The sequence below is a fragment of the Planctomycetota bacterium genome (assembly GCA_035384565.1).
Classification (GTDB): Bacteria; Planctomycetota; PUPC01; order DSUN01; family DSUN01; genus DAOOIT01.
Genome location: DAOOIT010000079.1, coordinates 1 through 23971 on the forward strand (window position 1 = coordinate 1; position 23971 = coordinate 23971).

At 68.9% G+C, this 23971-nt stretch carries 20 protein-coding genes; 5 read left to right on the forward strand and 15 right to left on the reverse strand.

Annotated elements, in window-relative coordinates; all coding sequences use genetic code 11:
- Positions 1-49 precede the first annotated feature (49 nt).
- The gene (locus PLE19_20580) at positions 50-880 is read right to left on the reverse strand and encodes a zinc ribbon domain-containing protein (protein HPD17340.1); all 831 of its coding nucleotides are present in this window, start codon (positions 878-880) and stop codon (positions 50-52) included.
- A gap of 16 nt (positions 881-896) precedes the next feature.
- Positions 897-1517, reverse strand: coding sequence for a hypothetical protein (locus tag PLE19_20585; GenBank protein ID HPD17341.1), 621 nt, complete (start codon positions 1515-1517; stop codon positions 897-899).
- A 932-nt stretch (positions 1518-2449) separates the two neighbouring features.
- Here PLE19_20585 and PLE19_20590 point away from each other — a divergent pair.
- The 3 genes from PLE19_20590 to PLE19_20600 all read left to right on the forward strand — a co-directional run bounded on the left by PLE19_20590 (position 2450) and on the right by PLE19_20600 (position 5488).
- Positions 2450-3358, forward strand: a complete 909-nt coding sequence (locus PLE19_20590; protein HPD17342.1) for a prepilin-type N-terminal cleavage/methylation domain-containing protein — start codon at positions 2450-2452, stop codon at positions 3356-3358.
- A gap of 166 nt (positions 3359-3524) precedes the next feature.
- On the forward strand, positions 3525-4382 hold the full coding sequence (locus tag PLE19_20595) for a prepilin-type N-terminal cleavage/methylation domain-containing protein (protein HPD17343.1): 858 nt from the start codon (positions 3525-3527) through the stop codon (positions 4380-4382).
- Positions 4379-5488 carry a Nif3-like dinuclear metal center hexameric protein gene (locus tag PLE19_20600; GenBank protein HPD17344.1) on the forward strand — a complete coding sequence of 370 codons (1110 nt, stop codon included), beginning with the start codon at positions 4379-4381 and terminating at the stop codon, positions 5486-5488. The genes PLE19_20595 and PLE19_20600 overlap by 4 nt, the downstream gene beginning before the upstream one ends.
- A 69-nt stretch (positions 5489-5557) precedes the next feature.
- Here the strand turns inward: PLE19_20600 and PLE19_20605 are convergent, their stop codons facing one another.
- The 11 genes from PLE19_20605 to PLE19_20655 all read right to left on the reverse strand — a co-directional run bounded on the left by PLE19_20605 (position 5558) and on the right by PLE19_20655 (position 19408).
- On the reverse strand, positions 5558-6943 hold the full coding sequence (locus PLE19_20605; GenBank protein HPD17345.1) for a sigma-54 dependent transcriptional regulator: 1386 nt from the start codon (positions 6941-6943) through the stop codon (positions 5558-5560).
- 72 nt (positions 6944-7015) lie between these two features.
- Positions 7016-7357, reverse strand: coding sequence for an Mth938-like domain-containing protein (locus tag PLE19_20610; protein ID HPD17346.1), 342 nt, complete (start codon positions 7355-7357; stop codon positions 7016-7018).
- 31 nt (positions 7358-7388) lie between these two features.
- Positions 7389-8876, reverse strand: a complete 1488-nt coding sequence (lptC, locus tag PLE19_20615) for an LPS export ABC transporter periplasmic protein LptC (protein ID HPD17347.1) — start codon at positions 8874-8876, stop codon at positions 7389-7391.
- A 15-nt stretch (positions 8877-8891) separates the two neighbouring features.
- Positions 8892-9401, reverse strand: a complete 510-nt coding sequence (locus tag PLE19_20620; protein ID HPD17348.1) for an HAD hydrolase family protein — start codon at positions 9399-9401, stop codon at positions 8892-8894.
- A gap of 77 nt (positions 9402-9478) precedes the next feature.
- Positions 9479-10819 (reverse strand): glycine--tRNA ligase, encoded by a 1341-nt coding sequence (locus PLE19_20625; GenBank protein HPD17349.1) that lies wholly within the window; start codon positions 10817-10819, stop codon positions 9479-9481.
- A 1035-nt stretch (positions 10820-11854) separates the two neighbouring features.
- Complete coding sequence (locus PLE19_20630) at positions 11855-13258, reverse strand: hypothetical protein (GenBank protein HPD17350.1); 1404 nt, start codon at positions 13256-13258, stop codon at positions 11855-11857.
- A gap of 118 nt (positions 13259-13376) precedes the next feature.
- Entirely contained in the window at positions 13377-14837 is a 1461-nt protein-coding gene (locus PLE19_20635; GenBank protein HPD17351.1) for a tRNA modification GTPase, read from the reverse strand.
- 47 nt (positions 14838-14884) lie between these two features.
- Positions 14885-17461, reverse strand: a complete 2577-nt coding sequence (gene yidC / locus PLE19_20640) for a membrane protein insertase YidC (GenBank protein ID HPD17352.1) — start codon at positions 17459-17461, stop codon at positions 14885-14887.
- A gap of 24 nt (positions 17462-17485) precedes the next feature.
- Positions 17486-18163 carry a class II aldolase/adducin family protein gene (locus PLE19_20645; protein HPD17353.1) on the reverse strand — a complete coding sequence of 226 codons (678 nt, stop codon included), beginning with the start codon at positions 18161-18163 and terminating at the stop codon, positions 17486-17488.
- Positions 18164-18388: 225 nt separating this feature from the next.
- A complete protein-coding gene (locus PLE19_20650; protein ID HPD17354.1) occupies positions 18389-19165 on the reverse strand; it encodes a metallophosphoesterase family protein in 777 nt (258 codons plus the stop codon).
- Between the two features lie 3 nt (positions 19166-19168).
- Positions 19169-19408 carry a Trm112 family protein gene (locus tag PLE19_20655; protein ID HPD17355.1) on the reverse strand — a complete coding sequence of 80 codons (240 nt, stop codon included), beginning with the start codon at positions 19406-19408 and terminating at the stop codon, positions 19169-19171.
- 138 nt (positions 19409-19546) lie between these two features.
- Between PLE19_20655 and PLE19_20660 the strand changes: the two genes are divergently transcribed.
- On the forward strand, positions 19547-20563 hold the full coding sequence (locus PLE19_20660) for a Gfo/Idh/MocA family oxidoreductase (GenBank protein ID HPD17356.1): 1017 nt from the start codon (positions 19547-19549) through the stop codon (positions 20561-20563).
- Positions 20564-20626: 63 nt separating this feature from the next.
- Here the strand turns inward: PLE19_20660 and PLE19_20665 are convergent, their stop codons facing one another.
- Together PLE19_20665 and PLE19_20670 are read right to left on the reverse strand one after the other, a co-directional pair.
- A complete protein-coding gene (locus tag PLE19_20665; protein HPD17357.1) occupies positions 20627-21895 on the reverse strand; it encodes a Gfo/Idh/MocA family oxidoreductase in 1269 nt (422 codons plus the stop codon).
- Between the two features lie 53 nt (positions 21896-21948).
- A complete protein-coding gene (locus PLE19_20670) occupies positions 21949-22524 on the reverse strand; it encodes a GNAT family N-acetyltransferase (GenBank protein HPD17358.1) in 576 nt (191 codons plus the stop codon).
- Positions 22525-22672: 148 nt separating this feature from the next.
- Between PLE19_20670 and PLE19_20675 the strand changes: the two genes are divergently transcribed.
- On the forward strand, positions 22673-23863 hold the full coding sequence (locus tag PLE19_20675) for an endo-1,4-beta-xylanase (GenBank protein HPD17359.1): 1191 nt from the start codon (positions 22673-22675) through the stop codon (positions 23861-23863).
- The last annotated feature ends 108 nt before the right edge of the window (positions 23864-23971 follow it).

The window sequence follows — 23971 nt, forward strand, 5'->3', positions numbered from 1 at the left end:
GGCCAGAATCGCGGGCGTCGCAGTCCCACGCGGATTCTTGGACAGGCTCCTAGAGTTTCACCCGCAGCAGAAGGTCCAGCACCTCGTCGAGGCACAGCCTGCTGTCGAAGGCGAGCGCCCAGGCGCCGTCGCCCATCAGCCGCCAGGGCAGAACGCGCGGGTCCAGGACGCCGGGCACGAGCGCGGGCGATTCCGGATACGTCACGATGGCCACTAGCCGGGGCTCCCCGCGAGGCCCGTCGCGCCAGGCGATCTGGGCGATGCGGGCCGCCTTGGCGCCCGCTCCCTGGAACGCCAGGCCGAAGTGCCACGCGCAGAAGTCCTCGGCGCGCTGCGTGCCGACGGGCGCGCCCCCCAGGGTGGCGCGCAGGGCGCCATCCTGGAACGTCAGCGCCGCCAGCAGACCCACGACGTAGTCGGGGTGTTGGGTGCCGTGGCGCTCGACGAACCTCTTGGCCTCCTCCAGGTCGTCCATCGCGCTGGCTCGGAAGATGTTGAGCCCCGGGGCGCCGCGGCCGCGCACGATCTCCTGAAGCGTCTGCTCGATCGCCTGGAATTCCGGTCCGTTGGAGCGGTAGAAGCGACGGACGATCTCGGGGTAGTTTCGCTCGGCCGCCAGCGCCAGCAGCTCGCCGGTGAGGCCGCGCACGACGTGCTCCTCGGGAGGCAACTCGCGGGAGTTCGTGGCCAGCCTCCCGCGTGTGGCCACGACCACGGCGCCGAGAATGCCCACCGCGATGGCCAGGGCCACCAGGCTTCTCGCGCCGAGGAGCGGAGCGCGGCGGACACCTGCCTGGTAGAGGTCGCATCCGCACTCGAGGCAGAACCGGCCCCTGGCGGGCAGTTCGGCGTTGCACTTCGGGCAGGACACAGCGTTCACGGCCGGAGGCTCCCGCTTACGGAGTCGCCGACGATGAGTCGGGTGCGGAACGTTGCAGGACGTCACGGGCGCTCTCAATTCGCTCGGCCAGGTTGAGCTTGATGACCCACCCTACGGGCAGACGGTACCACCGAAGGCCGCTCGGTTCGTCGCGGAGCCAGCGGGCCTCGAGCTCGCCGCGAAGATCGAGCTCGATCTCGTAGAGCCCGGGGTTCTTCTCCAGCACGGGCCTGCCCGTCGCGGCTGCCGGGGCTCGCCCTTCGAACAGACTGGCCAGATGCCACTGCACGATGCTGCGGGCGCGGTCTTCCGCGTTGCCACGTGCGCCCGAGGATTGGGGCTCGCTCGCCAGGTGCGACACGAGGGCGACTGTGAACGCGGGGTGGGGGTCGCCGGCGCCGGCCAGTTCGTCGGCCGTCCGTGCCGGCCCGGTGCGGATCAGGTGGGCGGCCCAGTGGGCGAAGCCTGGGGCCGCCGGCCCCGTCACAATGTCGTCGAGGGCACGCTCGAGGCGGCGGAACTCCTCCTCGTCCGGCTGCACATAGTTGTCAATCACCCGCGCGTAGTCGCGGCGCGCGAGCATTCCGAGCAGTTCGCTCGTCTCGAGGCGCAGCGCGTCGGCAAGCTCGCCCGACACGGGGTCGCCTGCTACGGCGGCCGGCCGTGTGCTTGCTTGGGTCCCGGGCCTCGCAACCGCCGGGCTGGGGCCCACACGAAGCTCTTGGAACGGCGTGCCCTGGGGCTCTTGGCGCCCCCAGGCCAGCAGCCCCCACACGGCACCCAGGACGCAAGCGGTAGCCACGAGCGCCCAGAGCCGAGCGCGGGAGGCCGCCCGCGGAGCCAGAGCCGCGCCGCACTGGCCGCAGGAGGCGAGATCGGCCGCACGGGGAGCGCCACACGCGGGGCAGGTGAGGCAGGAATCCTTGTCGCGTGCCCCGGCCACTGCGGGGAGTGCCTGGCCAAGAACCTCGGCCTCGCGGCAGAGGGAACACCTTCTCTCGAAGCGGTCGCGGCCCGTCAGCGGCCTGCCGCACACGAGACAGCTCGCGTCGTCAGTCGCCACTGCCGTTCTCCTGCGAAGTGGCCGCTTGGATGCTCCGCTGCTCGAAGCCTGTCCCGCGCGGCCACGCCACGCGGCGGTTCGGCTGGATTATAGCCTTCCGCAATTGCTGCTGTCAACCGTCTGAGGAACGTGCCTCCCCCGGAAAAAAATGACTTGACATCCGACGGCAGAAGGAATTGAATAAAGGGAGCTTGCCCGAGTCCTGCCAGTGTTGCTCTAGGGTCGAACTCGGAGCCTGTGGCCGTGCCCGTTGAGGTTGCCCCTCCGCCAGCGGGTCCCTTGCAGGGTCGTTGCACTGGATCCGAGCGACCTGTCGTGTTGGCGCTCCCATCACCATTTCTCCCGGCGATGTCCCTGTGACGTTTGACAGCCCTATGCCCCAGTTGTATCATGAAGTAGAGAGAGTGTGAGTTGACCGGCCAAGCCACCAGGAGAAAAGCCCTCGCAACCGCGCGCGAGGGCGCCCGGCACGCGATCGGGAACTAGAGCGCAGGAGGAGAGAGTCGATGAACAGGCGACGTGGGCGCAGTCAGGGGTTCACCATGGTGGAGCTGCTCGTGGTCATCGCGATCATCGCGCTCCTGGCTGCATTCCTTCTGCCCGTGATCGCTGCCGCCACCGCGAGCGCGCGCAGGGCCAACTGCTCGAACAAGCAGCGCACGATCTTCCAGGGCGTGCGCATGTACCTCAACAACTTCGACGAGTATTTCCCTCTGGGCTGGGTGGTGCACGAGGCCGGCGATGCGGCCACGAAGGACCGCCTGGGTTACATCACCTACTGGCGCTTCCTCGTTCAGGAGTTCTGCGAGTCGGGCTTCTCGCATCTGGTGAACCCCGATAAGGGCGAGACCGTGAAGGACAAGGTGACCCGCAGCAAGATCTTCTGGACGGACCCTGCCAAGGGTTACACGGCCGACTACTTCGGCCCAAGCATTCTGTTTACCGGTTGGCTCAAAGCCGATGGAAGCAAGGAGATGGACACGTCCATCACGAACAAGGAGTTCACCACCCACACCCACTTCAGCCAGGCCACCGCGGACGTCGCGTCCACTCAGCGGCCGATTCTCGCCGAGTCCGACGCGGGCTATCCGGCCGTGGCCCAGCCCAGCGATACGCCCGAGGATTGGAAGGGCAAGCCCGCGGCCACGCAACACAAGACCGACCTCCAGACGGGCTGGACGCTTTCGCCCAACCTGCCGAGCAGTTCGGTGAACACGCTCATCGGCGTCGGCAAGAGCCTGCGAACGAATAACAACTACGCGAAGGAAAGCATCCGGTTCGACTTCCGTCACAACAACTCGGTCAACGTCCTCTTCCTGGACGGGCACGTGGACATGGTGACAGAGTCGAATCAGACACGAGTGCGCACCATCCTCGACAACTGGAACGAGCTCGCGCCCAGCACGAACCCGTAGCCGTCACACTCGGGCGTCTGAAACCTCTAGAAGCGGCTCCGCGGCGTTGGCCCGTGGAGCCGCTTTCTTATCCTCAGTGCATCGAGTTGACGCCACCCACTCAACCCGATACGATGGCGGCACTGGCACAGAGGCATCATCCGCATCCACCGCGAGAGGCTCCAGGGTGGGAAGGCGAGTTCATCTCCGCACGCTCAGGCAGAGGCCCGCCGACCGTGGCCTGACCCTTCTGGAGATGCTCATCGGCATCGCCCTTCTGGCTGTGGTGGTGTGGCTTCTCTTGCCGGGACCGGACCCGGCGCTCTTGCATGGCCGACGCCTCGCCTGCGCGAGCAGGCTCCGCGAGCTTCACAAGGGGGCCATGGCCTACGCCGCCGCGAGCGACGGCCACTTCCCCCTCGCCTGGCACGTGCAGGGGCCCGTGCTCGCCGACGACCTGAGCAACCTGCTCTTCCATCGCTTCGCCATCCACGAGCAGTGCGACCCCACCTTCCGCCACGTCGTCACGACCCAGGACGTGGACCGCAGCGTCGGCCTCCTCCCGGCTCGACAGCAGAAATACCGCCTCACGTCGTTCTTCTGGAAGTGCCCCGCCAGGGGGTGGACCGACGACTACTTCGCCCCCGAGATCGTCTTCCGCAAGACTGCGCAGCCGAGCCGTCAGGCGGACCTCGTTCAGTCGCTCCCCGCCGAGCGGAGGCCGATCCTGGCCGACGTCAATGCGTCCTTGCCCCAGCCGGACAAGCGGCACCTCCAGGACCCGGGCCACGACCACGAGTTGCGCACCGGCTTCGCGGTGATCCCCGAGTCGGGCACGGACGTTTTCCTGGGCGTCGGCGCCAGCCTGCGCGTCGAAGGGCAGGAGCCTTCGGGCCGCTTCGACTTCCGGCACGACAACGCCGTTAACATCATGTACCTAGACGGGCATGCCGGCATCCTGAAGCCCGACGAGCCCGAGCGCCTCCGCGACCTGCACAACGCCTGGAACCACCTGTCGGAGCCCCCCAAAGGACCCAGCCCATGACCCCCTCCGTCGCCACCGTGGTCGAGGCCCTGCACACCATAGCTCCCCCCAGCCTGGCCGAGTCGTGGGACAACGTGGGGCTGATCGCCGGCGACCCCGCGGCGCCCTGTCGGCGCGTCCTGGTGTGTCTCGACGTGGACGCGGCCCTCGTGCGTCGGGCCGCGCGCGCGGGCGCCCAGCTCATCGTCAGCCACCACCCTCCCCTCTTCGCGCCGCTCCACAAGATCACCGCGGACACGCCTTCGGGCAGCTTGCTCCTGGGGGCCGCGCGGGCCGGTGTGGCGCTGGCCGCCGCGCACACCAACTACGACGTTGCGCCCGGCGGGGTCAACGACGTGTTGGCCGACCTGCTAGATCTGCGGGCCGTCGAGCCCCTCACGCGCGCCGAGTCCAGCGCGCAGGCCAAGCTGGTCGTCTTCACGCCGGCGGCCGACCTCGAAGCCGTGATTCGCGCCCTCAGCGCCGCTGGGGCGGGCGTGATCGGCCAGTATCGGGACTGCACGTTTCGGACGCCGGGCACGGGCACCTTTCGCGGCCTGGCCCATTCGTGCCCCACGGTGGGCCAGGCTGGCCGTTTCGAGGAGGTGCCGGAGTTCCGCCTCGAGGCGGTGGTGCCGCTGGCCCTCGCCGAGCGCGCCATCGCGGCGGCCCGCGCTGCGCACTCTTACGAGGAGCCTGCCATAGACCTCTATCCGTTGGCCGGCGGCCGGCTGGACCTGGGCCTGGGGCGCTGCGGCGATCTCGCGCGCGAGTGCCCTGCCAGGCGGCTGGTGCGGCGCATCAGGCAGCGGCTCAGGGTCACGAGCGTGCGCACGGCCGGGGACCTCCGCCGCACGGTGCGGCGGGTGGCGGTGCTCGGCGGTTCGGGGGGCAAGTGTGTGGACGATGCGGTCCGACGCGGGTGCCAACTCTACCTGACCGGCGAGGTCTCGCACCACCAGGCTCTGGCCGCTGAGGCGGCGGGGCTGGTGCTGGTGGACGCCGGGCACGCGGGCACCGAGGCTCCAGCCATTCCGGTGCTGGCCCGCCGCCTGAGCGAGCTGTGCCCCGGTGTGCACTTCACCCCCGTCGGCCTGAAGGCGCAGGGGCCGCTTCAGCCCTGCTAGGGTCTGTGCGGAAATCCACTCGCGACTGCGACACCGGCAACGCAGCCCGCGTAGATTTCCGCACGGACCCTAGTTCTCGCGGAAGGTTCGCCCGTCTATCCCGTGGCGACGCATGAGGCGCTGGAGGGCGCTGCGTGCGATGCCGAGCGACTCAGCCGCCCGTGTCACGTTCCCGCCAGTCACCCGCAGAGCTTGGAGGATCGAGTCGCGCTCGAACGACTCTTGGAGTCGGCGCTTGGCCCTTCCCAGAGGCAGGCCGGCACCGGTCGGCGGCGTCGGGGGGGCCGCGGCGTAGCGCGGCAGGTCGGCCGCGTCAATCAGCGTGCTCGGGCTGAGGGTGACGGTGCGCTCGATGGCGTTCTCCAGTTCCCGCACGTTGCCGGGCCACGTGTGCGCTCTCAGCACGTCGAGCCCCGCCAGGGTGATGGACTTCTTCGGCTGGCGGAAGCGCTGGGCACACTTCTCGAGGAAGTGCTCGACGAGGAGCGGGATGTCGTCCAGGCGCTCCCTCAGGGGCGGCACGTGGATGGTGACGACGTTGAGGCGGTAGTAGAGGTCCTCGCGCAGCACGCCGCGGCGGACGCAGTCCTCGGGGTCCCTGTTGGTCGCGGCGAGGATGCGCACATCTACGGGGATCGGCTGCGTGCTGCCGACGCGCAGGACTTCGCGCTGCTGGATCACGCGGAGCAGGCGCACCTGGGTGCCCAGGCTGAGTTCGGGCAGTTCATCGAGGAAGAGGGTGCCGCGGTCGGCGCTCTCGAAGTAGCCGGGCTGGGTGCGCACGGCGCCGGTGAAGGCGCCGCGCTCGTGGCCGAAGAGTTCGCGCTCGGCGATGCTCTCGGGCAGGGCGCCGCAGTTGACGGCCACGAAGGGCCGCTCGGCCCGCGGCCCGCCGAAGTGGATGGCCCGCGCCACCAGTTCCTTGCCGGTGCCGCTCTCGCCGGTGATGATGACGGTGCAGTCGGAGTGGCGCACCTTCTCGATGAGGTCGTAGACGCGCTGCATGGCCGGCGCGCGGCCCACGAGGTTGTGCAGGCCGTAGCGGCTCTCGAGCTGGCTTTGAAGCTGCTGCACGCGGCCGCGCAACTCGATCTTCTCGGCCACCTCGTGCACGATGCGCAGCAGCTCGTGGCGGTTGAGCGGCTTGGTGATGTAGTTGTACGCCCCGTCCTTGATGGCCGCCACGGCGTTCTGGATGGTGCCGTAGCCGGTGAGGATCACCACCTCGGTGTCCGGGCGCACGGCCTTGACGCCGTGGAGCACCCCGAGGCCGTCGGTGCCGGGCATTCGCAGATCGGTGATGACCAGGTCGAAGGCGCCGTCGCCGAACAGGCGCAGGGCCTCGTCGCCGCTGCCGGCGCTCTCGACGCTGAAGCCATCCTCCTGCAGGGCGCGGGCAAAGCCCTTGCGGATCAGCGGCTCATCGTCCACCACCAGGATGCGAATCGAACCCATGACGGCTAACGTCCTCAACGCGTGCCGACGCCCGGGGCTCCCCGCACGCCCGGCCGGGACGAATGGTGCCTCTCAGCAGGTCAGGTGCAGCGCCGCCGCCACGCGCGCCGTCGCGCCCAGGCGGTTGAACGTCTCGCACGCGGCGCCCGTGCGCTCGGCGACGAGGCGGATGCCCGCCGCGGCCAGCGCGTCGCGCGTCGCCTGCGGAACGTCCATCATCCCGCGCGCTCCCGTGCCGACCACCAGGACCTCCGGCGCCGCCTCGAACACCGCCGCGAGGTCCGAAACCGACAGGCTGTGCCCCTCCTCGCGCCACCAGTGGCTGATGACCCGGTCGGGGAGGACGATCAGATCGGCGGTGTACGTCCGCCCCTCGAGGGTCACGCGGCCGAAGGCGTAGTTCGCGAGGGTCACGGTGGCCCCTCCGCGGCTGAGGGAAACGCGCTCACGGAGTCCTCGCCGCCGGCTCAGGCCTTGCGGGCGGCCTCTGCTGCGGCGTCCTGGCGATCAGGCCTGGGAAGCACGCTTCCAGGATCCGCCGGTTGAGCCACTGTGCTTCGGCGGCGCTCAGGGCCTCCGGCGCCCGCTGGAGCAACGCGCCAGCCTCGGGCGGCAGCGGCAAGTCCTTGAAGCTGGCCTCGCGGTGCAGGCTGCGCGCCTTGAGCACGCCGTTGAGCGCGGCAACGACCTCGGCCTTGCGCTGCTGGCCCAGGGTGTTGCCGCGGGCGGCCCCGTCGAGGATGGCGCGGGTCTCGGCGGGCAGGAGTTCCCACAGCCTCTTCGCCGGGCTTGCCGCCTTCGCGGCCCCGCGCTCGGCCACAGCGGCGCAGAAGGCGGGCCAGTCGGAGATGTCCTCGACCCGCAGGGCAGAGGTCGCCTTGCGCTCCTCGCCCGGCATGGCCCGCTCGATCGTGGCGGCGAGCAGGTACACGTCGCTCCGGTACTCCGGGGTGCTCGCGCAGACGATCTCGGCGCCATCGCCCATGCGGTGGATCAGGCCGGCCGCCAGGCGATTCCCGTTGTCCCAACGAATCTCGGCGGGGCGCCCGACCAGCCGGAGCGAGCCTTCCTCGCGCCGCCATTCGGCGGCATCGGCCAGCGCCACCGTGTGGGCGTCGTCGAGGCGCACGCTGCCCGAGGCTACCACGCGCTCGAGTTCCGCCTTGCCTTTCTCTCCCGGGACTGACTGGACCTTGACCGTCAGGAGGTCGCAAGTCAGCGCCTGCTTCCCCTGGGTGGCGCGGACGTTGTCGCGGAAGACCGCCGTGAGCTCAGAGCGCGAGACGTGGAGCGAGCCGTCGCAAGTGACCACGACGGGCTCGCCCTGGCCGCCCGTTGGGGCCTGGAGCAGGGACGTGTTCGAGTTGGGCACGAGTTCGGCCCGCACCCGGCGTTCGATGATGACCTGGCCCGTGCGTTCCGTGGGCGCGTTCTCGGCGCGCACGGTCGTGAGCCACAGGCGCATGCCCAGCCCCGTCACGGCCAGGTCCACGCGGCGGATCTTGACAGGCCCACGCGTCGAGGCCGTGCCGTGTTGGCTGTCCCAGTCCAGGTCATCGGTCTCCACCTTCGTCGGCTGCTCATCGTTGAGTTCGATCACCACGTCGCCCTCGAGCGTGGCGGCGCGCGTCTCCGTGTTCACGACGCCCTTCTTGCCTGTGGCGGTCTGGGCTATGCCGTTGCGGTAGGCGATGATGCGCACGTCGGTGCCGTGGAGCAGCCGAGGGTTGTTGGGGTCGCCGGTCACCTTGCCGGCGAGCACCTTCCACTGGAGTTCGCCTGTGGCGTCGTTGTAGAACGGGAGTTCGAAGCCGCGGGTCTCGGCCACGGGCACCTTGACCTTGGGCGCGGGCTCCTTCGGCCCCTCGCCGCCCTGGAGAGCGCCCGCGGCGGCCACGGCCAGGAACAGAAGCCCGCAGTGCCTCTTCGCCATTGGGTCGGCCTCCCGCTACGGGGTGTAGCGGCTGACGATGCTGGCCCACTTGCCCTGGGCCGTGAGGATACGCTCGATCACTTCGCGCACGGCCCCGCGGCCGCCCGGCGCCCGGGTGACGAGATGGGCGGCGGCGCGCACCTCGGGACGCGCATCGGCCACGGCCACGGCAACCCCCACGCGCCGCATCACGGGCAGGTCGGGCAGATCGTCGCCCACGTAGCACACCTGAGCGTCTGCGAGGCCCATGGCCGCGCGAATCTCCTCGTAGGGCGGCACCTTGTCGCCCGCGCCCTGGCGGACGTGCTGAACGCCCAGTTCGCGGGCGCGTTTGGCGACCGCGCCCGATTCCCGCCCCGTGAGAAACGCCACCTGATAGCCGCTGCGCACGAAGAGGGCGATGCCCGCGCCGTCCTGCGAGTTGAAGCGCTTGATCTCCGTGCCGTCCTCGGCCAGCAGAATGCTGCCGTCGGTCAGCACCCCGTCCACGTCGCAGATCAATGCTCGAATGCTCTCGAGGCCCAACCCGGCGCTCCCTGTCAGGCAATGCGTCCGGCGCCAGGATACCGCCCGGCGCGAAGCAAGTCAACCGGTCGCCCGCCTCACACGATGTTCGATCGCGCGCCCTCGAGCTTCTCGCCCACGAAGGCGGCCAGCTCGGGAATGGCCACGCGCGGCTGCTCGCGGCTGTCGCGGTAGCGCACCGTCACCGTGTTGTCCTCGAGCGACTGCCCGTCCACCGTCACGCAGTAGGGCGTGCCCGCCTCGTCCTGGCGGCGGTAGCGGCGGCCGATGGCGCCGCTGTCGTCGTAGAAGCAGCGGAAGCGCTTCTTCATCGACTCGAAGACCTGCCGCGCCAGCTCGGGCATCCCCGCCTTGTTCACGAGCGGCAGCACGGCCACCTTGATGGGCGCCAGGCGCGGGTGCAGGCGCAGGAACCGCTCGGTCTCGCCCTTCTCGGTCACCACCTCCTCGAAGGCGTCCACCAGAAACGTCAGCAGCGAGCGGTCCACCCCCGCCGACGGCTCGATCACGTAGGGCACGTAGCGCTCGCGAGTCTGCTGGTCGAAGTACTCCAGCGCCTTGCCCGAGTACTCCGCATGGCGCTTAAGGTCGAAGTCGGTGCGGTTCGCGATCCCCTCCAGCTCGCTCCAGCCGAAGGGGAACTCGTACTCGACGTCCACGCAGGCCTTGGCGTAGTGGGCCAGCTCGTTCTGGGCGTGGGGCCGCAGACGCAGCTTCGCGGCGCGGATGCCCAGGTCGGTGTACCAGCGGAACCGTTCGGCCTTCCAGTGGTCGAACCAGGTCTCGTCGGTGCCGGGCTTGCAGAAGAACTCGATCTCCATCTGCTCGAACTCGCGGGTGCGGAAGATGAAGTTGCCGGGCGTGATCTCGTTGCGGAAGCTCTTGCCGATCTGCGCGATGCCGAACGGCGGCTTCAGGCGGGCCGAGGTCATCACGTTCTCGAAGTTCACGAAGATGCCCTGCGCCGTCTCGGGCCGCAGGAACACCACCGCCGCCGCCTCCTCCACCGGGCCCATGAACGTCTTGAACATCAGGTTGAACTGGCGGGCCTCGGTCAGTTCGCCGCCGCACTCCGGGCAACGCTTGATGTCAGCAATGTGGTCAGCGCGGAACCGCTTCTTGCACCCCTTGCAGTCCACCAGCGGGTCGGTGAAGCCGGCCACGTGCCCCGACGCCTCCCACACGCGCGGGTGCATCAGGATGGAGGCGTCAATCCCCACCACATCCTCACGGTCGCGCACCACAGCGTTCCACCAGGCCTCCTTCACGTTCCGCTTCAGCTCCGAGCCCAGCGGGCCGTAGTCCCAGCAGCTATTCAGTCCCCCATAGATTTCGCTAGACTGGAAGATGAACCCGCGCCGCTTGCACAGCGACACGATCTTCTCCATCACATCCTGCTCGGCCTTTGCGTTCGCCATTCGATACTCCTGGACCGGGGCCTCGTAGCCGCAAGCAAGCGCCTATTTTACCAGGAACCCGCCTTCCGGCCAAACGCGGTGCCGCCATCCAGTACGGCCCCCAGTCTTCCGCCTGCGCCGTGGCCCGAAGCCCACACACCCTGGGACCCTTGTCCCCAGGAAGCCTCTCTCCCCTCCCCCCGTTCCTCCGCTCTGCACCCCGGTTGGCCGCCAATCGCCCGTCCTCGGCCTTCCACCCATACTTGCTCACCGTCCGGACACGGCCTGTATGGCCGGAACCTCTAGAATCGCCCATTCTCCCCGTTCCATCCATACTTGCTCACTTTCTCCCCCACAGGAGTGAGCAAGTATGGACGCGCGCCCTGTGGCCACACCGCTCCCGCGACTCCCCTTCGCCTTACGAACATCCTCACCATTCATAACAAATTGATACTACAAGGCTTACGCCTCCATCATGGGCCATCGTGTGCACCGCGGGCCAGGCACCGCTGGTTTGCCTGCCCTTGCGCCGCGGCTTCCATGCGGCGCGGCCGCCTTCGGATGTGTTTGTGGGCGGAACATCCCTAGGAGCCTGTCCAAGAATCCGCGTCGGACTGCGACGCCCGCGATTCTGGCCACAGGCTAGGAGCACGCAACGGAGAGCATCGCTGACGACGTGCGACAACGCCTGCGGCCAGAAGTCGCGGCGTCCCTTCGGGTTGCGGCGGCAGCGGAGCGTCTGCCGCGTTGCGTCTCCTCAGCGATGCGCTCCGTAGCATCGCCTGCGGAGCCGCGCCTTGCATCCGCCCCGCTGGCGCCGGCAACGCAGCCCACGCGGATTCTTGGACAGGCTCCTATCCCGCGGTTCGCGGCGTGGGGCTTGGCCCGCGCGGCGGTGAGCCCACACGCCGCCCCTCTCGTTCACCGCGACCACCCCCTGTGCCGGCACCTGCATGAGGAGTGAATAACTCATACCTGAAGGTTGACGGCGACTCCGCTCACCGACTCCGCTTCCCAGAGGGTGACAGGCACGCTTACGCACGTACGCCTGGAGGACTACTCCTTCGCGTGGTCCGGCCAGCGGTCGGGTGTGATGACAAAATGCTCGGGATCGGGGTCACCCTCGGCGGCGGGAAACGTCGCCTGCTGTGCGGTGAGGACAGCAGGACGGGGCACGACCTGAGAGCCGCCGGGAGTGAGGATGGGGCGGAGGAGCCTGTCATAGTGCTCTGGGGAGGTAGGACCGGGCTGGACCCACAGGGGCGGGCGGCTGTGCTCGGCCTCAGGCCCCTTGACACACAGGATGTCACGGTCGCCCATGCGGCCGTCGTGGGTGACTACCACGCTATGGTGCACAATGTCGCCCAGGACACGGGTGCATCGGTTGTGCTCAATGAGAAGGCACCTGATGCGGTACCCGATCCCCGGCTCCTCCGTGACGCTCAGACCGAACGATGGCGGCTCGGCCAGGAGCTTGAACCCCTCGCACGGAAGCGGGCCCGGTGTGAGTCCCATGCCGCCCGGCGGCACCGTCTTGGCAGGTGGCTCGGGGCGCTTGGCCAGAGGCGTGAGAACCCTCACGATGTCGTCGAACTGGGCGCGGGTCTTGACGACCACCGCATCGCCGTGGGCCAGGAGGAACAACTCGACGGCCTTCTCGGGGGTATCTATGGCTTCGAAGAAGAAGCCGCGGTCGCTGGTCCAAAGGTAGTTCTGCTGGTCCTCCAGAACGAGGATGGTGTAAGGGTCGTGCTTCACGCCAATGGCGCGGTAAGCTTGGAGGCCGGCCTTCGGTTTGAGGTGGGAGAGCTTGAGCTGGAGTGCGCGGCCCGTGAGTTGCAGACCTACCCGGTTGCGCCGCAGAACGAACGGATGGGCGTAGGCGAACTCGACCGAGGTGATCTTGCCTGCCTTGTCGCTGGTCAGGAAAAGCGGCGTGCGCACGGGCCAGCCGGCGGCAATGTATTTCTCGGTGGCGCAATCGTAGACGTCACAGACGGCCCAGACGACTGTGCGCTGCCCTCGGGGAAGATTGACGGCGGCCTCAAGCTCGGCGACGGGAATGCCTACACGACAGCCGGTCCAGCGGGCGGCAGCGTCGCCCCAGGGCACGGGTGGCTTGGCTCCCATCCAGGCCCAGCTCGACGGCTCCTCGCTTGGCGAAGGCAAGGCGACATTCCCCCAGTGCTTGACGAGAGCGTGCGGCTGTCCCCCGCTGTCTCGCACCTGGAGTGCTGTGTTCGCATCGAGAAGGAGCCGAGTGTAGAAGCCCACCCAGGCCTGCGGCTCGCCCGTCACCTCATAGGCGCCGCGGACGACCACCGTGGCGTTGTCCACGATCCATGCCTCCGTGTCGAGGACTCGTGCCCTGGTTTCCCCGAGGGCTTCAGGCGGCATCACAGCAAGAGCGAGCGCGACGACAGCCAGCCACGCGACACGGGTGACTGATCCGAGTCCCATTCGTCACATCTCCTACCCTGAGTGAAGAGCCAATGGAAGCCATTATCCCTCTCATGGCAGCGGAGTCAAGAACAAGAGGGCAAGCCCGAACAGCTCAGGCAGATCGTGAGCCCCCCTGCTACTTGCCAATGCAGAACTGCGCGAAGATGCGGTCGAGCAGGTCGTCGGGGACGACCTGGCCGGTGATGGCGCCGAGGGCGTCGTGGGCGGCGCGGAGGTCGGCGGCGACGAACTCCTCCCCGAGGCCCTCTCCCATCGCCTCGACGGCCCGGCCGAGGGCCTCGCGAGCACGGCGCAGGGCCTCGCGGTGCCGCGCGTTAAGAACGAGGTCGGAGGGCAATGCCTCGACGCGGCCGCTGCGCACGAAGGCCACGAGGGTGGACCGCAACTCCGGCACGCCGGCCCCCGTGAGGGCGGACAGGCGCAAGAGCGGCGAGTGGAGAGCGCGGAGTGCGGAGTGTGGAGTGGAATCCGAATTGGCCAGGGCGGAGCCCTCGGGGTCGGAAATGGCAGAGGGAAGGTCGCTCTTGTTAAGGAGGAGGAGCTTATGGGGGGCATGGACTCCGTGCCACAGGCGGCGCTCGGCGTCGGTGAGGGGCTGGCTGGCGTCGAGGACGACAAGGGCGATGTGGGCGCCGGCGATGAGGCCCTGCACGCGCGCGATGGCCTCGGCGTCAATCGGGTCGGAGAGGGGAGCGACACCCATCTCCGCGCACGGGCTGGAGCCTGCGGGAGGGCGGATGCCCGCGGTGTCGTGGAGGAGGAAGCGGATACCGCCGAGGACCAGAGGCTCGGCCACGGCGTCGCGGGTGGTGCCGGCAACGTCGGTGACGATGGCCCGCGGGCGTCCGAGCAGGGCGTTGAAGAGACAGGACTTGCCGGCGTTGGGCAGGCCGCAGAGGGCCACGTGCACGCCGTCGGGCGGCAGGGCGCCGGTGTCGGCGCGGCCGAGGGCCTCGGCGACCACGGCCAGGGCGTGCTCGATGCCGGCCCGCACGTCGCCGGCGGCCACCACCTCGAGGTCGTGCTCGGAGAAGTCAATCGCGGCTTCGACCAGCGCGCGAAGCCGAACGAGGCGCTCGTGGAGGTCGCGAATGCGGCGCGAGGAGTCGCCGCGCAGCGCGCGGGCGGCGGCGCCCGCCTCGGCGGCGCTGGTGGCCTGAATAAGGGCGAGCACGGCTTCGGCCTGGGCGAGGTCAATGCGGCCGTTCAGGAAGGCCCGCCGGGTGAACTCGCCGGGCTCGGCCACCCGGGCGCCGCGCTGGACGAGGGAGTCCACGACCAGACGGAGCAGGGGCGCGGAGCCGAGGGTGTGCACTTCCACGGTGTCTTGCCGGGTATAGGAGCGGGGGCCGCGCATGACGTAGAGCGTGGCGGGGATGGCTGGCTGGCCCGGGCCGAGGCGCAGCGGGGCATCGAGGGCCGAATAGCTCGGCAGGGCGGCGAGATCAGGGCGCGGCTCGGCGAGGGCGGAGCCCAGGATGGCGAAGGCCCGCGGGCCGCTCAGCCGCACGATGGCCCGCGGCGAGGCGCCGGCCGCGGTGGAGAGGGCCACGATGGTGTCGTCGAGGGAGCGCATGGGCGATTGCGGGCCGCCGCCAGGCGCGGGCCGCCGCGGCGCGCGGCTCAGAAGAGCTTCTTCTTGGGGCGCTTGTCGCCCTTCGAGTAGACCGCCTTGCGGGCCTGTTTGCTGGGCGTCTGGGCCACGGGCTTGAGGTCGCCCATCCTGGCCATGTGCATCTTGATCACCTTCTGCTCGCCGAGGCCGATGAGGGTGCTGGCAATGAAGTAGAGGGCCAGGCCCGAGGGCAGGCTGTAGAGGATCCAGCCCAGGAAGACGGGCATCATGTAGCCCATCATCTTCTGAGTCTGCTGCTGCTGCGGGTCGCCGGCCTTGGGCGTGAGCTTCTGCTGGATGAACATGATGACGCAACTGGCGATGGGCAGCACGTTCACGGCGCCGAAGAGCGCGTCGGGCTGCGAGAGGTCCTGGATCCACAGGGCGAAGGGGGCTTGCCGCAGCTCGATGCTCTCCTGGAGCGCGCGCCAGAGGCCGATGAAGATGGGGATCTGGAGCACGATGGGCAGGCAGCCGCCCATCGGGTTCACCCCGTAGGTCTTGTAGAGCTTCATCATCTCTTCCTGCTGGCGCTTCTTGTCGGTCTTGAACTTCTCGCGGATCTCGGCCACCTGGGGCTGGAGCTTCTGCATCTTCTGCATCGAGACCTGGCTCTTCTTCGAGAGCGGGTGCAGCACGACGCGCACGATGATCGTAAGGATGATGATGGCGATGCCGTAGTTGGGGACGACCCAGTACGAGGCCCGCAGCACCCAGCCGCAGGCCGCCGTGAGCGGGTCGAGCCAGCGGCTGGCGATGAGGCGCTCGTACTTTCCCTCGTAGGAGGCCAGAACGTCGGGGGCCTTGGGCCCCGCGTAGAGGACGAAGCGGTGGGTCACGCAGTCGCCCTCCTTGCCCTGCGGCTGAAGGGCGAAAGGAGCCGCCTGGATGACAGCGCTCAGGTTGTGCTCGCGCATGCTGCGGGCGCCGCCGCTCTCGATGTTCAGTTGCCGGCTCTCGGCGGGGCGAGGGTCGAGGATGGAGGCGAAGTAGTTGGACGCCACGGCGGCCCAGAGCACGCCGCCCACTTCGTCGAAGGTGGTGCCCTTGTCCTTGTCGCTGCCCTTCTCGAGGGAGGCGACTTCGGCGCAGGTCTTCGTCGGCACGTTGATCTGGCCGCCTGTGGCCTCGCGTGCCACCGCGGCCACGAGCGCGGCCGCGGCGGCCGTGCGTTCGTGCTCGTTCGGCACCGTCTCGTGGTGCTTCCACGAGGCAGGGCTCAGGTCCGCCGGGAGCCCCGAGGGCCCGCGGAGGAGGTAGCCGGGCAGCTTGAGCTCCTGGTCGCCCGTGTTCCGGAACTGGACCTCCAGCGTCACGTGGCGCTGCCGCGCCTCATCAGGCTTCGGCAGGATGAAGGTCTTCGTGATCTCGAGCTTCCTGTCGGGGAGCACGGCGCGGAAGGCCACGCGGTCGGCGGCCTCTTCGACGAGTTCGTAGCGCCGCGATTCGAAGAGTCGAAGGTCTGCTTCCGAGAGGGCCTCGCTGGCCGCCTTCTTCGGCGGCAGCAGGACGAGCGATGGCTCGCCGAACTTGAGCAGGGAGGCGTCGTCGAGCCACACCTGGCCTTTGAAGCTTCCCGGCGCCCGGAAGACGACCTGCACGCTCCTGGTCTGCGCCTCGGGCACGAAGCAGGCGCCGAGCGGCTGCCACCCGTCGGCCTTCGCGGGCCGCAGCACGACGCGGGCGGGAGCGGGGAGGCGGGTGGGCACGCCGCCGGCCTTGAGCTCGACCTCCTTGCCTTCGGCGTCCTGCTGCAAGAGGGTGAGCGAAGGCAAGGCGGCCTCGCTCAGGCCATCGGGGGCCTCCAGCCTCATCCAGCACGAGAGTTCATAGGTGGCCGATGCCTGGATGCCACGCACGAGGGTGCTCCATTCGACACCGTCGGCGCCGGGGTCTTTGAGGGCGAGCGAGCGGGACCCGGTGCGCGCGCTCTCGCTCCAGAGAACGGCCTTGCCCAATGCCTCGCGCGGCGAGGGGAGCCACTTCAAGGGGAGCTGCGGGGGTCCCTGCCCGGGCGCGATCTGCTCAGCGAACTCGGCGCCGCCGTTCTCAAGGGCGTCCTCGTCCTCCTGCCCGAGAAGCGGCAGACCGAAGGGCGAGAGGTCGGCGTTCGGGTCGCGCTTCTTCGCGCGGAGGGCGGCGCGCTTGGCCGCCGGCGTGCGGAAGTGGTCGAGCAGGATGAGGCGCGCCAGACGGGCATCCTGGCTGGTGAAGTCGGCGTGGAACAGGGGGGAGAGCTTGGCGATGGCGATGGCCGGCGCCTGCGGCTCGTGGGCCGCGGGGGCTGGCTCGGGCGGCTTCTCCTTGGCGGGGGGCTCGCCCTTGGCGGGCGTGGCGGTGCCGGCCTTGGCCGGCGCAGCCGTGGTGAGCGCCGGCGCCTTGGCATCGCCCTTCGCCGACGGGACGGGATCGGCGGTGGCCGGCTTGGCCGCCTCGGGCGCAGTTGCCGCGGGCGGCGGGCTGACCATCGGGGCGATCACCGTGCCCCACAGGAGAACAAGGCCCATGATGACGAGCAGAGCAATGATGGCGCGCGTGCCATCCTGCTGCTGGCCGTCGGGGTCGAAGTCGTCGTACTGGTTCATAGGCATCCGAGAGTGAGGGGTGAGTCAGGCGATCTCCCCGCGCAGAAGGGCGCGGCGGTAGTCCTCGGCCTCCAGGTGGTAGACCGCGTGGACTTCCTCGGGGGTGAGCACGTAGGGCTGGCCGAAGGTGCGTGCGGCGAGCCAGGTCTTGCAGGCCTCCTCGACGATGAGGTTGCGGAAGTAGGCTTCGCGGACGTTGGAGCCGACGGTGAGCAGGCCGTGGTTGCTGAGCAGCACGGCGTTGTGGTCGCCGATCACCCTGGCCACGGCCTCGGCAAGCTGCTTGCCGGCGGGGATGATGTAGGGCAGCACGGGGATGTGGGCGCCCACGAGCGCGATGAGGTCCGGGTAGATTGGGGGCAGCGTCTGCCCGGTCATCGCCAGGGCCGTGGCGATCGGGGCATGGGTGTGCACGACGGCGTTGGCGTCGGGCCGCTTGAGGAAGCAGGCGATGTGCATGTAGATTTCGCACGTTGGCTTGCGGGTCGAGCCCATGACGTCGCCCGTCGTCGGGTCGATCGGAATGTAGTCGTCCTCCGTGCAATCCTCGAAGGCGCAGCCCGAGGCTTTGACGACCAGCGCCGTGTCGGCCCGTGCGCTGGTGTTGCCGCCAGGGCCCACGACGAGCAGGCGCTCGGCAATCTTGCGGCCATAGAGCAGGAGGTCGCGTTTCGCGGTCGCTATCGTGTAAGGTGTGGGCATTCGTCAGGAACTCCGTGTGGGCGAATCCGAAATCCGAAGCACGGAATCCGGGACAAGGGCAGAATCCCGACCACAACGGCCGGGGCAGACCTGCCGCAGCCGGCGCCTCACCTCGGCGATTCGTGCTTTCTGCTGTGGGGTTCCTTGGGATTTCGGATTTCGGATCTTAGGTTTCGTGTTTCGGGTTAGGGATTCCAGGTCTCCCTGCGGCTCCCGGCCGCAGGGTCAGCGTCCTTCCAGCAGGCGGTCGCCCAGAGAGTTGTCGAGGCCGGGCGATGCGAGGATCAGCTTGCGGGTCTTCTCGACGTCGTAGCGCACGCGGCGGAAGACCACGGCATCGGCTTCGTCGGTAAGCGTGACGTAGCAGGCCCTCGGGTCGTTGTCGCGCGGCTGGCCGACCGAGCCGACGTTGACGATGGCCTTCTGCTTCTCGTCGAAGTGGTAGATCTTGAGCAGCTCGAGCTCCGAGGGGTGGATGTAGCGCATGGCCTCGGTGTAGATGCCGGGCACGTGGGAGTGGCCGACGAAGCACAGGCCGCGCACGAGGCTGAAGATCTCGCGCATCTTCTCGTGGTTCTGCACGTCGCGCGGGAAGATGTACTCGCGCAGCGGCTTGCGCGGCGAGCCGTGCACGAAGAGCAGCGGCACGCCGTCAATCGAGCGCTCCTCGGTGATCGGGAGCGTACGCAGGAAGTCGAACCGCTGGGCCACCTCCTCGGGCGTCCCCTCCTTCGAGAGCTGGTCGCGGGTCCACTCGATGGCCATTTCGGCCCGCAGGTTGAACTGCTCGGTCTTGTGGCTGTGGAAGATCGCCTCGTCGTGGTTGCCCATGATGGTGAAGCCCAGCTCGCGCACGAGGGCCACGCACTCGCGCGGCTGCGGCCCGTAGCCTACCACGTCGCCCAGGCAGAGCACCCGTTCGATCTGGCGCGACTTGATGTCCTCGATCACCGCCTGGAGGGCGGCGAGGTTGCTGTGGATGTCCGATATGATCGCGATCACCGGCTAGCGCTCCTCTGGCGCGGGTGGCTCCGCGGGGAGCGCGCCCGTTGCACCCTCGGCCGGGTGCGGCGGCGCCGCGCGCTCGGCCAGGAGAATCGGAATGCCGTCCTCGATGGGATACCGAACTCCGGTCCTCGTGCAGAGGAGCGCCTGCCCCTCGGCTCGAAGGGCCGCGTGGCACACGGGGCACGCCAGGATGGCCAGCAGCTTCTCATCCACCACGGCGGCATCCTCACAAGGCATGTGCAGGCAAGATGATAGCAAAAGGCCCAGAGGCTGTCAACGCAGACAAGCCTCACACTCCGCCTTGACATCGAGGACGCCGCGGCCTACTGTGTGCCGGCACGGCAACGGCGGCGTTTTTCTCAGGGGCAGCTTGCCATGTCCAGAACGAAGGTGATGGTGCTCGGGCCGGGCTGGGTGGCCGGCGAGCACATCAAGGGCTATTGCCGCGACCCGCGCGCCGAGGTTGTGGCCGTGGTGGGCTTCCGGCCCGAGGACGCCGCGCGGTGCGAGGTCTATCGAAGGGAGTTCGGCTTCGCGGGCCGCTACTACGACAGCCTGCCGCGGGCGCTGGCCGAGTCGGGCGCCCAGGCGGCCTCGGTGTGCACGATCAACCACATGCACTTTGCCAACGCCCTGGCCGCCGCCGAGGCGGGGCTGCACGTGTTCTGCGAGAAGCCTCTGGCCCTGACCGCGGAGCAGGTGGACACCCTGGTCGAAGCGGCAGCGAAGCGCCAGGTCGTCACCCACGTTGGGCACGTCGTGCGCTGGTACTCGGCCATCGCCGCGCTCCAGCGCAAGGCCGAGGCCGGCCTGTTCGGCCGCTTCTACTATGGCGAGGCCGACTACTTCCACCAATACATCGGCGACTGGAAGACGAGGGCCTCCACCGGCGGCTCCACGTGGCTGATGGGCGGCATCCACGCGCTCGATCTGCTGCTGCACTTCATGGGCTACGACGCCCCCATCGCCGAGGTCTACGGCGTCTGGCAGCCCGCCCAGTGGCGCACGGAGTTCGACTACGAGACGGCCTCGTGCGCCATCCTGCGCTTCGCCGACGGGCGGATCGGCAAGGCGGCCACCGACGCGGAATCGAACCTGCCCTACACCTTCCGCCTGCACCTCCACGGCACGAAGGGGGGCATCCACCAGGCCCTCTACCACACGCCCGACATGCCGCCGAAGCACTGGGCGAGGCAGGAGGGCGCATATCCCGACGACTGGCAGGTCGCCGAGCACCCCTTCCCTGCCGAGATCAGCTACTTCCTCGACTGCATCGAGCGTGGCCGCGACTCCGACCTCTCCTTCGCCCGTGCGGCCAAGGCCTACCACCTCATCTTCGCCATCGAGGAATCCGCGCGCGCCGGCCGGCCTGTCAAGTTCGTGAGGAACTGATGTGGGGAGGGGCTGGGGGAAGGGGACCTTCTTTCCCAGGAAGGTCCCCTTCCCCTCGCCTCCTCATAGGCGCCATGGCTCGCGATAGGGGCGCTGGAGCAGGCGGTTGGCCTCGGGGTCGTCGGGGAAGCATTGGGCCGCGGGGTCCCAACGCACCCTGCGGCCCACCAGGTAGGCGATGTTACCCAGCAGGCTCCAACTCGTGACGCGGTAGCCGATCTCCACATCGTAGACCGGGCGCTTGCGCGTCCGCACACACTCCAGCCAGTTGCCGAAGTGGTCGTTGCTCTCGTAGAGATGGGTCTCGCTCGACCGCGTCGGCGACAGGTCGGCCTCGCCCTTGACGAGCGTGGGGCGGAAGAAGCCGTCCACCGTGGCCTGCGGGCCGATGAACTGCATGTTGAGCCCGCCGGTGCCCGGTTGCTCCCAGGTCATGACGAACTTGGGTTTCTCGAACTCGTAGCGCACTGTGTATTCGACGGGCACGTCGTACATGCTGGCGGGGTCCTCCTTGCCCGTAGCCTCAATGGCAACAGGGCCGGTGTCGTCGGCGCCCATCGCCCACGAGACGACGCCCATCATGTGCGTGCCGTTGTCGGTGATGAATCCGCCTGCATAGTCCATCCAGAAGCGGAAGCTGAACAGGCATCGGCTCGGGTGGTAGGGCGCCCAGGGCGCGGGGCCGAGCCAGAGATCCCAGTCGAGGTCGGCGGGCGGCGGGCCGCCGGGCGCGACGGGCGCCTTGGGGCAGCAGGCGTGCGAGAGCCGCACCTGCTCGATCGGGCCGAACCGTCCGTTGCGCACCCACTCGCAGAACTGGCGCATGTGGGCCATCGAGCGGTACTGGCTGCCCATCTGCACCACGCGGCCATAGCGCCGGGCGGCCGCCACCATGGCCTTGCCGTCGGCGATGGTGCGGCACAGCGGCTTCTCGCAATAGACGTCCTTGCCGCTCTGGCACGCCATCACGGTGAGCAGCGCGTGCCAGTGGTCGGGGGTGCCGGTGGCGATGGCGTCAATATCGGTGCGGTCGAGGATCTGGCGGAAATCGGTCACGCCGTCGCAACTGCCCCCGATGGCCTTCTGGGCGCGCTGCATGTGCGGCTGGTACACGTCGCACACGGCGACGACCTTGCATTGGGGGTAGTTGTGGATGCCCAGGAGCGCCATGCCGCGGCCGCCGGTGCCGATGACGCCGGCCTGAATGCGGTCGCTGGCGGGCGCCTTGCCCTCGGCGCCGAGCGCGCCGCCCGTGAGGAAGTAGGGCGCGGCCAACCCCGCGCCCATCGTCGCCAGGAGTCCCCGGCGAGTCGCGTCCGCGTGCTGTCGCATCATCGGTCTCCTTCCCTCGCCCGTCGCCAGCATACGAAGCACAACGGGCGCGGTCAAGCCAGCTCGGGGACGGCCTCACGCGCGCGGCGCCAGTAGGCGGGCTTGAACTGCTCCCGGGCGGCGCGCCACGCCGCGAGTTCCTCATCCGAGCGAATGTCCGGCACGAAGCCGAAGCTCAAGTAGAGGTTCACCGCGGCGGTCCGCGCCGTGTAGGTGAGCAGGTAGGCCCGCTCATGGCCCAGCTCGCGCAGGCGGCGGCACGCGACCGCCAGCAGCGGTTTGGCCAGCCCCCTGCCCTGCCACCCGGGCATGATGGCGACCCAGTGGATGCGGCCGTAGGGCTGGCCGCGGTAGGAGGCGTCGAACCAGGCCGTGGCCGTGCCGATCTCGCGGCCCTCGCCGTCGCACAAGTAGGCCTGGCGCGCGGCGAGCACCGCCTCGTCGGCGCCGAACTGCTCCGCGAACCGGCCCGGCGGGAAGGCGTTGAACCTGTCGGCGGCCACATGGATGCGCGTCCACGCCGCGCTGTCCCCAGGCCGATACCATCGGATCGAAAACGGGCGCGCCAGAGCGAACTGGGGGAGGCCCTCCAGATCGTACCGAATCATCGAGACCAGGACGCCTGCCATCGGCCGCTGCTCCTTCGGGTTCAGTCGCATTGTCAGTATACCCCGTCACAGGGAACCTGCAAGCGCCATCGCGCACGGGTTGAAATGGCGTGGGCTTGCTGCTAGAGTCCGTGTGCCGGCCGCCACGAAGACTCTATGGGGGACTCGCATGATGCTGCCGCTTGTTTCTCTCGCCACGATGCTCGCCCTCGGACCCTCCGCCGCGGAGCCCGACCAGGCCGCCGCCATCCGCCAGCACCGGATGGGCACGCTCGTCGTCCGCACCGCGCCGAACGCCGCGGTGAAGGTGACGCAGCTCCGCCACGAGTTCTGGTTCGGCACGGCCATCAATCACCGCGCGTTTCAGAACCTCGACAACCCCAGCCCCGACGCCGCCAGATACCTTGAAATCCTCAAGTCCCACTTCAACGCCGCCGTCCACGAGAACGAGATGAAGTGGTACTCCACCGAACGCAACGGCCCGGGTGTGCCCGACTATGCGATGGCCGACCGCATGCTCGACTGGTGCGAGCGGAACGGCCTGGCGATGCGCGGCCACACGATCTTCTGGGGCATCGAGCAATACGTCCCGAAGTGGCAGAAGGACCTCGACGACGCCGCGCTCCGCAAGGCCATCGAGCGGCGCGCCAAGGAGGTCACCTCGCGCTACAAGGGCCGCATCGCCGAGTTCGACCTCAACAACGAGATGATGCACGGCGACTGGTATGCCAAGCGCCTCGGCCCGGGCATCGTGGCCGACATGTTCCGCTGGGCCAAGGAGGGCAACCCCGACGCCCGCCTCTACATCAACGACTACGGCGTCCTCCAATCGGGCGGCGAGGCCTACGCCAAGCACATCCAGGGCTTCCTCGACCGCGGCATCCCCGTGGGCGGCATCGGCATCCAGGGCCACAGCGGCGCCCACATTGACCCCGCCAAGGTCAAGGCCACGCTCGACCGCCTCGCCGCCTTCAAGCTCCCCATCAAGATCACCGAGTTCGACATGAACACGAAGGACGAGCAGGCCAAGGCCCGCGGCCACGAGGCTCTCTACCGCACCTGCTTCGCCCACCCGGCCGTGGACGGCATCCTCATCTGGGGCTTCTGGCAGGGCTCCCACTGGCTGCCCGACGCCGCGCTCTGGAAGAAGGACTGGACGCCCACCCCCGCCGCCGAGGTCCATCGCCGCCTGGTCTACGACGAGTGGTGGACGCGCTTCGAGGGCAAGGCCGACGCGGCCGGCCGCTGCGAGGTCCCCGCCTTCTTCGGCCGTCACCGCGTCGAGGCCGGGGGCAAGACGGTCGAGGCCACCCTCCGCAAGGCCGAGGGCAAGGCGACGGTCCGAGTCGGAGCAGAATGACTCGAAGCGGCGGCCATGCGATGAGGGCGCTCACCGCAGAGGGGAACGCAACAGATGCCTAGGAGCCTGTCCGAGAATCCGCGTGAGGCTGCGACGCCGCCGATTCGG

Coding starts and splice junctions, on each gene's coding strand:
- PLE19_20625 (HPD17349.1), bottom strand. CDS start 10,819: ATGGCGAACGCAAAGGCCGAGCAGGATGTGATGGAGAAGATCGTGTCG.
- PLE19_20670 (HPD17358.1), bottom strand. CDS start 22,524: ATGGCAGGCGTCCTGGTCTCGATGATTCGGTACGATCTGGAGGGCCTC.
- PLE19_20605 (HPD17345.1), bottom strand. CDS start 6,943: ATGGGTTCGATTCGCATCCTGGTGGTGGACGATGAGCCGCTGATCCGC.
- PLE19_20660 (HPD17356.1), top strand. CDS start 19,547: ATGTCCAGAACGAAGGTGATGGTGCTCGGGCCGGGCTGGGTGGCCGGC.
- PLE19_20655 (HPD17355.1), bottom strand. CDS start 19,408: ATGCCTTGTGAGGATGCCGCCGTGGTGGATGAGAAGCTGCTGGCCATC.
- PLE19_20645 (HPD17353.1), bottom strand. CDS start 18,163: ATGCCCACACCTTACACGATAGCGACCGCGAAACGCGACCTCCTGCTC.
- PLE19_20635 (HPD17351.1), bottom strand. CDS start 14,837: ATGCGCTCCCTCGACGACACCATCGTGGCCCTCTCCACCGCGGCCGGC.
- PLE19_20630 (HPD17350.1), bottom strand. CDS start 13,258: ATGGGACTCGGATCAGTCACCCGTGTCGCGTGGCTGGCTGTCGTCGCG.
- PLE19_20590 (HPD17342.1), top strand. CDS start 2,450: ATGAACAGGCGACGTGGGCGCAGTCAGGGGTTCACCATGGTGGAGCTG.
- PLE19_20600 (HPD17344.1), top strand. CDS start 4,379: ATGACCCCCTCCGTCGCCACCGTGGTCGAGGCCCTGCACACCATAGCT.
- lptC (HPD17347.1), bottom strand. CDS start 8,876: ATGGCGAAGAGGCACTGCGGGCTTCTGTTCCTGGCCGTGGCCGCCGCG.
- yidC (HPD17352.1), bottom strand. CDS start 17,461: ATGAACCAGTACGACGACTTCGACCCCGACGGCCAGCAGCAGGATGGC.
- PLE19_20675 (HPD17359.1), top strand. CDS start 22,673: ATGATGCTGCCGCTTGTTTCTCTCGCCACGATGCTCGCCCTCGGACCC.
- PLE19_20665 (HPD17357.1), bottom strand. CDS start 21,895: ATGCGACAGCACGCGGACGCGACTCGCCGGGGACTCCTGGCGACGATG.